This window comes from Sphingomonas sp. GM_Shp_1 (assembly GCF_026540895.1).
GTDB lineage: Bacteria > Pseudomonadota > Alphaproteobacteria > Sphingomonadales > Sphingomonadaceae > Sphingomonas.
On the sequence record NZ_JALNUR010000064.1, the window covers coordinates 1 to 9,157 of the forward strand.

Consider the following 9,157-nt stretch of genomic DNA (forward strand, 5'->3'; position numbering starts at 1 on the left):
GGGAGCGGCTTAAGAAGGCGGAAGGGGCGGAAACGGTCAAAAATCGACCGCCACCCCCTTCAACTCCCAATCCCCGTACCGCACCGGATTCTTCCCCAACGGATCGTCCTGCGGCTCGGGCTTCGCCTCCGGCTCCGGCACCGGCGGGTTTTGCGACAGATAGGCGGGCGGCTTCACATGGTCGGGGCGCTGGCCCATGGGCGGTCCTTTCGACTAAGGGGCAAATATTGCAGCCCATGTCGGGGCTGACAGGAGTTTTGCCAAGTGACACGTCCTCCCCAATCGCCGACCCGTGGCCGCCCCGATCGTCGCGGTGGTCCCAAGGGCGAGGATCGGCGCGGGCGTCAGCAGCGCCCCAGCGAGCCGCTGGGCACCGCCACCCGCCGTGCAGCGATCCGCCTGCTCGACGCGGTGCTGCGCCGGGGGGAGCCGCTGGAAGCGGCGCTGGCGTCGGCCACCCGCGCGCTGACGGGCGGACCCGACCGGGGCCTCGCCCATGCCATCGCGGCGGAGACGCTGCGCCGCCTGCCCGATCTCGACGCGCTGATCGACTCGGTGACCAAGCAGCGTCTGCCCGACGATGCCAAGGCGCGCTTTGCGCTGCGCATCGCGCTGGTTCAGGTGCTGGCGCTGGGCACGCCGCCGCATGCCGCGATTGCGACCGTCTTGCCACTGGTCGATGGTGGCCCGCGCAAACTGGTTCACGGCGTGTTCAGCACCATCACCAAGAGCGGCGTGCTGCTCCCCGAAATCCCCGCGCTGCCCGAGGCGACCGAGGCGCGCTGGGAAGCAAATTGGGGCGAGGAAATGGTCGAGGCCGCCGCCCACGCCATCGCCGCACCGCCGCCGCTCGACCTGACGCTGGCCGATCCTACCGCGACCGCCGAATGGGTGGAGAAACTGGGCGGAGTCAGCCTGCTGCCCGGCCATGTCCGCCTGCCCTCGGGCCATTCGGTCATGGAGTTGCAGGGCTTCGACGAGGGTGCCTGGTGGGTGCAGGATCTCGCCGCCTCGATCCCCGCGCGCCTGTTGGGCGAGGGCAAGGGCAAGGTGCTTGACCTGTGCGCCGCGCCGGGGGGCAAGACGTTGCAGCTCGCCGCCGCCGGATGGGACGTGACCGCGATCGACCAGTCCGAGCAGCGGCTGGGGCGCCTGAACGAGAATCTGGAGCGGACGAATCAGACGGCCGAGGTCGTCATTGCCGACCTGCGCGAATGGGGCCCGAAGGACCAGGTCGATGCGATCCTGGTCGACGCGCCGTGCAGCGCCAGCGGCATCTTCCGCCGCCACCCGGACGTGCTCTACCGCGTTCGCCCCGCGATCATCGCCGAGATGGCGGAGCTTCAGCGGGTGATCCTGACCCGCGCTGCCGACTGGCTGAAGCCCGGTGGAAAGATGATCTACGCCACCTGCTCGCTGGAACCCGAGGAGGGCGAGCGCCAGATCGAGGCGTTCCTGGCCGAGCGCCGCGATTATGCGCTCGATCCGATCACCGGCGACTGGCCCGGCCTGACCGACAAGGGCACGATCCGCACCCTGCCGACCCTCCTCGCAGATGAAGGGCGGCTTGACGGTTTCTTCATCGCCCGGCTGCAACGCAAAGGCTGACTTGGGCGCGATATCAGGATAAGGGGAGGTCCATGCTCCCCGTCCGTATCGCTCCTTCCATTTTGTCTGCCGATTTCGCCAAACTGGGCGAAGAAGTCAGGGCCATCGACGCCGCCGGTGCCGACTGGATTCATATCGATGTGATGGACGGGCATTTCGTGCCCAACATCACCATCGGCCCGGCGGTGGTGAAGGCGCTGCGCTCGCACACGACCAAGCCCTTCGACGTGCATCTGATGATTTCGCCGATCGACGCCTATCTCGACGCCTTTGCCGAGGCGGGGGCGGATACCATCACCGTGCATCCGGAGGCGGGGCCGCACATCCACCGCACGATCCAGCATATCAAGGGGCTGGGCAAGCGCGCCGGGGTCGTGCTGAATCCCGGCACGCCCGCCAAGATGCTGGATTACCTGATCGACATGGTCGACCTGGTCCTCGTCATGAGCGTCAATCCGGGCTTCGGCGGGCAGAGCTTCATCGAGAGCCAGCTCAAGAAGATCGCCGCGATCCGCAAGATGATCGACCATTCGGGCCGCGCCATCGATCTGGAGGTGGACGGCGGCGTCGATCCGGCCTGGGCGAAGCGCTGTATCGAGGCGGGGGCCGACGCGCTGGTTGCGGGCACCGCCGCCTTCCGGGGTGGTCCGGCGCATTACGCCGCCAACATCGCCGCCTTGCGCGGCTGAGCGGAATGCGCAGTCAGGGACAGGGCGACACCGCCCCCAACGTCGCGGACAGCATCGAGGAGGGCAAGCGCCTCGTCCGGGTGCAGACGGGCGGCCTGTCGCTCGCCGATCGGCTGAGCGAGCATCTCCACCGGCTGACCTGGCGCACGCCGCTCCATTCGCTGCGGCTGAAGGGGCGGCATCCGCTGAAGCTTATGGCGGTGCCCGAGGATCCGATCCTGGGCGATATCGAGCGCGGCCATGCCCTGCTCGGCGGGGTACTCGACTGGCGCGGCGAGGAGCGCGGGGTCGAATCGATCGACTTCGCCCGGCCCGACTGGTCGACCGGTTTCGCCGATCACCTGCACAGCTTCGCCTGGCTGCGCGACCTGTCGACCGTCGCGACCCGGGCGCAGGGTGCGCCGATCGCCGAATATCTGATGGGCCGCTGGCTCGATGCCTTTGCCGAGACGGTCGATGCGACGGCGTGGAGGCCCGATCTGTGGGGGCGGCGCATCCTGTTCTGGACCGCGCATGCGCCGCTGATCCTGTCCTCGACCGACCTCGTCTATCGCTCGCGGGTGCTCAACACCATGGCGCGCGGGGCGCGGCATCTGGATCGCGGCGCGGACAAGGCGCCGGCGGGGGTGGCGCGGATCGCTGCCTGGTGCGGCGTCGTCGCGGCGGGATTGTTGCTGGCGGGTGGCGATCCGCGCCAGGCGTTCGGCGAGGCGGGGCTGGGCCGTGCGCTCGACACCGGCCTGTTCGCCGATGGCGGCGTCATCGCGCGGAGCCCGGCGGTGCAACTCGACGCAGTCATGCTGCTGACCATGATGCGCGAAGTCTATGACGCGCGCGGATTACCCTTCCCGGACCAGTTCCAGGCGCGGTTGCAGAAGATGATCTCGGCGCTACTCGGCGTGATGCACGGCGACCGCGCGCTGTCGAGCTGGCAGGGCTCCGGCCCCGAGACGGCGGAGAAGATCGCCGCCGTGATCGAGGCGTCGGGCGTACGCACCCGGCCGCTGCGCCAGGCGGGCGACTGGGGCTATCAGCGGCTGGCGGCGGCGCAGGCGGTGCTGGTCATGGACGCCGCGCCCCCGCCCATCGCACGGGCGATCGAGGGCGGTTGCGCCTCGACGCTGGCCTTCGAGTTTTCGGACGGGGCACAGCGGATCGTCGTCAATTGCGGTGGCGCGCGCGCGACCGTGGCACAGGTGCCCGCCAGCCTCGCCCATGGCCTGCGTACCACGGCGGCGCATTCGACGCTGACCCTGGGCGACTCTAATTCCACCGCCATCCATGCCGACGGCACGCTGGGGCGCGGCGTCGCCGAGGTGGAACTCAGCCGTCAGGAATCGGACGCGGCCAGCCGGATCGAGGCGAGCCATGACGGCTATGTCCGCCGCTATGGCTTCATCCATCGCCGCCAGTTGCTGCTGACCGGCGACGGACGCGAGCTGCGCGGCGAGGACGCGCTGTTGCCGGAGGGGCGCAAGCGGCAGGCGGGCAGCACCTCCTTCGCGCTGCGCTTCCACCTGGGCGACGGGGTCGAGGCGATGGTGACGGCGGAGAGCGGCCAGGCGATCCTGCGGCTGGACGACGGCGCGCTGTGGCAGTTCCGCTGTCGCGGCGGCACCCTGGCGATCGAGGAGTCGCTGTGGATCGACGGCACCGGGCGGCCGGTGGCAACGCAGCAACTGGTCGTGACCGGCGAGACCCCGGCGGGCGGTGCGCATGTCAGCTGGGCGTTCAAGCGGGCGCTTTGAGCGCGGGATTACTATTAGAAGAAGGATGGTTCGCGCGGAGGCGCGGAGAACGCGGAGGGGTTTGCTCCGTTGGTAAACCGATCGGATCACCAATCGGCCGGAGCAGAAGCTTTGTCAGCGCGGCGAGTCCGCCATCTCCGCGCCTCCGCGCGAACCAACAAATCCTCCCCGGCACGGGGAGGGGGACCATGCGAAGCATGGTGGAGGGGGATCGCCGCGAGCGACGCCCTATGAGGAAGCCCCCCTCCGTCAGGGCTTGGCCCTGCCACCTCCCCGTATCGGGGAGGAACATTTTGCGCTTCGGCGAATCGGCGTCTATCGGGTCCGCAAACTCCCCATATGTAGGACTCGCTGCCCGATGGCCGTTTCGCTCCCCTCCGCTCCTTCCGTCGACCAGGTGCCCGTTCGCCGCGCGCTGCTGTCGGTGTCCGACAAGACCGGCGTCATCGACCTGGCCCGCGCGCTGGCGGAGCGGGGCGTCGATCTGGTCTCGACCGGCGGTACGGCCAAGGCGATCCGCGATGCCGGGCTGCCGGTGCGCGACATCTCCGAGGTCACCAACTTCCCCGAAATGATGGACGGCCGGGTCAAGACGCTGCACCCGATGGTCCATGGTGGCCTGCTCGCGGTGCGCGACGATCCCGCCCATGCCGCCGCGATGACCGAGCATGGCATCGGTGCGATCGACCTGGTGGTCGTCAATCTCTACCCCTTCCAGCAGACCGTCGCCAAGGGCGCGGAGCGGCCGGAGATCATCGAGAATATCGATATCGGCGGCCCCTCGATGGTCCGCTCGGCGGCCAAGAACCATGGTTATGTGTCGATCCTGACCGACCCGGCCGACTATGCCGACTTCCTGGCCGAGCTGGCCACGCATGACGGCGCCTCGACGCTGAAGACCCGCCAGCGCCTCGCCGCCAAGGCCTTCGCCGCCACCGCCGCCTATGACTCGGCGATCGCCCAGTGGTTCGCCTTCGCCGATCAGGGCGAGGCCTTTCCGGCCACCCTGCCGCTCGCCTTCACCAAGCACCCGGAGAGCTTGCGCTACGGCGAGAATCCGCATCAGGTCGCCGCGCTCTATCTGCCGCAAAAGGGCGGGCAGGGCATCGCCCAGGCCGAGCAGTTGCAGGGCAAGGCGCTGAGCTACAACAACCTCAACGACGCCGATGCCGCGCTGGAACTGGTCAGCGAGTTCATCGACGGCCCCCCGACCGTGGTGATCGTCAAGCACGCCAATCCTTGCGGCGTGGCGAGCGGCGAGACGTTGCTCGAGGCCTATCAGGCGGCCTTCGCCTGCGACACGGTGTCGGCGTTCGGCGGCATCATCGCCTGCAACCGTCCGCTCGATGCGGAGACGGCCGAGGCGATCTCGGGCATCTTTACCGAGGTGGTGGTCGCACCCGACGCCAGCCCGGAAGCGCGTGAGATCTTCGCGAAGAAGAAGAATCTCCGCCTGCTGCTGTCGGGCGAGCTTCCCAATCCTTCGCGTCCCGGCCTGATGATGAAGTCGATCGCGGGCGGGCTGCTGGTCCAGAGCCGCGACAATGGCCGCCTGACCGACGACATGCTGAAGGTCGTGACCAAGCGCGCGCCGACGGAGCAGGAACTGGCCGATTGCCGCTTCGCCTGGACGGTCGCCAAGCATGTGAAGTCGAACGCCATCGTCTATGCCAAGGGCGGTTCGACCGCGGGCGTGGGCGCGGGCCAGATGAACCGTCTGGAATCGGCGCGCATCGCGGCATGGAAGGCCAAGGACGCCGCCGAGAAGGCGGGCTGGGCCGAGCCGCGCACCATCGGTTCGGCGGTGGCGTCGGACGCCTTCTTCCCCTTCGCCGACGGCCTGCTCGCCGCGGTCGAGGCGGGCGCGACGGCGGTGATCCAGCCGGGCGGCTCGATCCGCGACGACGAGGTCATCGCGGCGGCGGACGAAGCGGGCCTCGCGATGGTGTTCACGGGTATGCGTCACTTCCGGCACTAAGCCGATCCTCCCCGGTACGGGGAGGTGGCAGCGCGTAGCGCTGACGGAGGGGGGCTTCGGCATAGGACGTACCTAGCCGCGATCCCCCTCCACCACCCTTCGGGTGGTCCCCCTCCCCGTGCCGGGGAGGAATATGTTACCGCGTGATCCCGCCCGCATGGGGCAGCGTCGCCTCTTCCGCCGTCGGTGCTTTCCCGAACAGCGCCCGGTCTGCCGGACCGAAGGCCCAGCGCCACAGGATCAGCAGATAGGTCGCCGCGATGGCGGGCTCGCCGAACAGCAATTCGGCCCATTCCAGCCGCTTGGGCAGCAGGGTGAAGATGCCCCCCACGATGGCCGCCGCTACCGCCGCCCAGACCAGCGGCCAGCGGAAGGGTGAAACCGGCGCCTTCAATATTCCCGACAGCACCCGCGCCTTGATGACCGAGGTCATCGTCACGCTCAGCGCCAGCGCCAGCGCCGGACCCGCTGCCGCCCATGTCTCGGGCCAGCCCAGCGACCGCATCCCCAGGATCAGCGCGAAGCTGAGACCGATCTGCACCCCGAGCATCGCGATCGAGATCATCAGGTTCCGGTGCCGCGCGGTATAGACCAAAGCCGATTCGCACACCGCGCCGGTCGAGGCCAGCACCTCGGCGAACAGCAGGAAGGCGAGTGCGGCGGTGCCCGAGACGAATTGCGGGCCGACCACGCCCATCACGCCTTCGCCCGGAATCGATCCCATCAGCGCCAGGCAGCCCTGCGCCGCCATGATCCAGAAGGCGACCTGCCGCACCTGCCGCGCGATCGCGCCCATGTCGCCACTCGCCAGGCTCTGGGTGATGACGGGGCCCAGGATCGGGTCGAAGCTGGTCTTCAGCTTCTGGGGCAGCGAAGCGACCTGCTGCGCCATATAATAGATGCCGACGATGCGCGGCTCGAACATCACGCCCAGGATGAAGCGGTCGACATTGCGCGTACCCCATTCCAGCGCGTCCGCCCCCGCCAGCGGCGCATTGGCGCGGGCGAGCGCGAACACGCGCGCCAGATGCGGGCGCCAGCCATGCGGCAGGCCATAGCTGCGCAGGAACGGCACCAGACTGGCGATCAACGCCGCCGTCATCGACGCGACATAGGACAGGACCAGCCCGTCGCGGATGGTGAAGAAGGAGAAGACCCAGGCCGCGATCGAGATGGTCCAGGGCTCGATCACCGCGCGGGCGGTGACGGTCGCCTTGACGTTGTGGCGATAGGCGAGCGCGGCCAGGCTGACGTCCGACCAGGCGATGGCGACGATGATGCAGGGCAGCCATCGGTCCAGCCCCGTGATCGCGCTATTGGGGTAGAGAAGCTCCGGGAAATGCCACAACAGCGCGCTCGCCATGACCGAGGCCAGGAAGGCCAGCGCCATCGCGTCCCACACGACATGGACATGCGGTCGATCGGCCGAGGACAAGGCTTGGGCCAGCCCGCGCTTCATGCCCAACGTCGCGATCAGCGCCGCGAGTTCGACCACCACCACCGCAATGGCGAAGCGCCCGACCAGATCGGGGCCATAGATGCGCCCCGCGATGAAGAGAAACGGAATGCGCGCCGCCAGCCGCAGGACGAAGCCCGCGATATTGGTCCGCCCGCCCTTGGCAAGCGCATCGATGTCCTGGGTTTGGGGCATCAGAGGACGCGAAGCCCTAGAGCAGAATGACATGAGATGGACCCACCCCTCCCCTTCAGGGGAGGGGCCGGGGGTGGGGCGTATCCGTAAGCGCGGCGTCCGTGGAGAGGCCCCACGCGAAGCCCTAGGGGTGGCCGATAATCGCAATTTCCTCCCCTGAAAGGGGAGGTGGCAGGCCGAAGGCCTGACGGAGGGGTGTCACCGCCGGCGAGGATCGGTGCCGTAGCGGACGGCCATGCCCCTCCACCATGGTTATCGCCATGGTCCCCCTCCCCAAGCCGAGCTTGGGGAGGAATGGTGTCGGGGCGGATGGTGATCAATGCGCCGCGCCCCAGCTCTTGCCGAACCCGATCTCGACGCCCAGCGGCACCGACAATTTCACCGCCGGTTCGGCCGCGCCCGCCATCACGTCGCGAATGACCGCGCCCGCCGCTTCGGCATCGGCTTCGGGCGCCTCGAACACCAGTTCGTCGTGCACCTGGAGCAGCATCCGCACATGGCCGAGCCCGGCGGCGGCGAGGGCGGGTTCCATGCGGACCATCGCGCGCTTGATGATGTCCGCGCTGGTCCCCTGGATCGGCGCGTTGATCGCGGCGCGCTCGGCCCCCTGGCGCTCGCCCTGGTTGCGCGAGGCGATGCGCGGGAAATGCGTCTTGCGGCCGAACAGCGTCTCGGTGAAGCCCTTCTCGCGGACGCTCGACAGCGTCTCGGCGATATAGCGGTTGATGCCTGGGAAACGCTCGAAATAGCGGTCGATCATCGCCTGCGCTTCGTCCGCCGACACGTCGAGGCGGCCCGCCAGACCCCAGCGCGAAATGCCGTAGAGGATGGCGAAGTTGATCGTCTTGGCGCGACCGCGCGTGTCGCGATTGACCTCGCCGAACAGCTCCTTGGCGGTCAGGCTGTGGATGTCGTCGCCATTCGCAAAGGCGTCGCGCAGCGCGGGCACGTCGGCCATATGCGCGGCCAGCCGCAATTCGATCTGCGAATAGTCGGCGGCGATCAGGACGTTGCCGTCCTCGGCGATGAACGCCTCGCGCAACTGTCGCCCGACCTCGGTGCGGATCGGGATGTTCTGAAGGTTCGGCTCGGTCGAGGACAGGCGGCCGGTCTGCGCGCCGGTCAGGCTGTAGCTGGTGTGGACGCGGCCGGTCTTCGGATTGATCTGCGCCTGCAGCGCGTCGGTATAGGTGCTCTTCAGCTTGGACAGCTGGCGCCATTCCAGGATCTTGCGCACGATCTCCGCCGCCTCGCCGCCATCGCGGGCCAGGCGTTCGAGTTCGGTCACGTCGGTCGAATAGACCCCCGACTTGCCCTTGCGCCCGCCCTTCAGGCCCAGCCGGTCGAACAATATCTCGCCCAGCTGCTTGGGGCTGCCGATGGTGAAGGGGGTACCCGCCATGGCGTGAATCTCGCCTTCCAGCGCGAGGATCTGTCCGGCGAATTCGGTCGACAATTGCGACAGGCGGTCGCGGTCGACCTT

Annotated in this window: 7 protein-coding genes; 4 read left to right on the forward strand and 3 right to left on the reverse strand. The window is 68.5% G+C overall.

Features of this window, described 5'->3' with window-relative positions; genetic code table 11:
- Nucleotides 1-36 precede the first annotated feature (36 nt).
- A complete protein-coding gene (locus OXQ33_RS17135) occupies nucleotides 37-198 on the reverse strand; it encodes a DUF1674 domain-containing protein (RefSeq protein WP_267435977.1) in 162 nt (53 codons plus the stop codon).
- A gap of 168 nt (nucleotides 199-366) precedes the next feature.
- On the opposite strand from OXQ33_RS17135, the gene OXQ33_RS17140 reads away from it, so the two are divergent.
- The 4 genes from OXQ33_RS17140 to purH all read left to right on the forward strand — a co-directional run bounded on the left by OXQ33_RS17140 (nucleotide 367) and on the right by purH (nucleotide 6,023).
- Complete coding sequence (locus OXQ33_RS17140) at nucleotides 367-1,608, forward strand: RsmB/NOP family class I SAM-dependent RNA methyltransferase (RefSeq protein WP_267435989.1); 1,242 nt, start codon at nucleotides 367-369, stop codon at nucleotides 1,606-1,608.
- A 32-nt stretch (nucleotides 1,609-1,640) separates the two neighbouring features.
- Nucleotides 1,641-2,297, forward strand: coding sequence for a ribulose-phosphate 3-epimerase (gene rpe, locus OXQ33_RS17145; protein WP_267435979.1), 657 nt, complete (start codon nucleotides 1,641-1,643; stop codon nucleotides 2,295-2,297).
- 5 nt (nucleotides 2,298-2,302) lie between these two features.
- Nucleotides 2,303-4,045: a heparinase II/III family protein gene (locus tag OXQ33_RS17150; RefSeq protein WP_267435981.1), complete on the forward strand. Its 1,743-nt coding sequence runs from the start codon at nucleotides 2,303-2,305 to the stop codon at nucleotides 4,043-4,045.
- 358 nt (nucleotides 4,046-4,403) lie between these two features.
- Entirely contained in the window at nucleotides 4,404-6,023 is a 1,620-nt protein-coding gene (purH, locus tag OXQ33_RS17155; RefSeq protein WP_267435983.1) for a bifunctional phosphoribosylaminoimidazolecarboxamide formyltransferase/IMP cyclohydrolase, read from the forward strand.
- A gap of 136 nt (nucleotides 6,024-6,159) precedes the next feature.
- Here the strand turns inward: purH and OXQ33_RS17160 are convergent, their stop codons facing one another.
- Together OXQ33_RS17160 and OXQ33_RS17165 are read right to left on the reverse strand one after the other, a co-directional pair.
- Nucleotides 6,160-7,674, reverse strand: coding sequence for an oligosaccharide flippase family protein (locus OXQ33_RS17160; RefSeq protein WP_267435985.1), 1,515 nt, complete (start codon nucleotides 7,672-7,674; stop codon nucleotides 6,160-6,162).
- Nucleotides 7,675-7,990: 316 nt separating this feature from the next.
- A partial coding sequence (locus OXQ33_RS17165) for a DNA polymerase (RefSeq protein ID WP_267435987.1) occupies nucleotides 7,991-9,157 on the reverse strand: 1,167 nt, incomplete at its 5' end.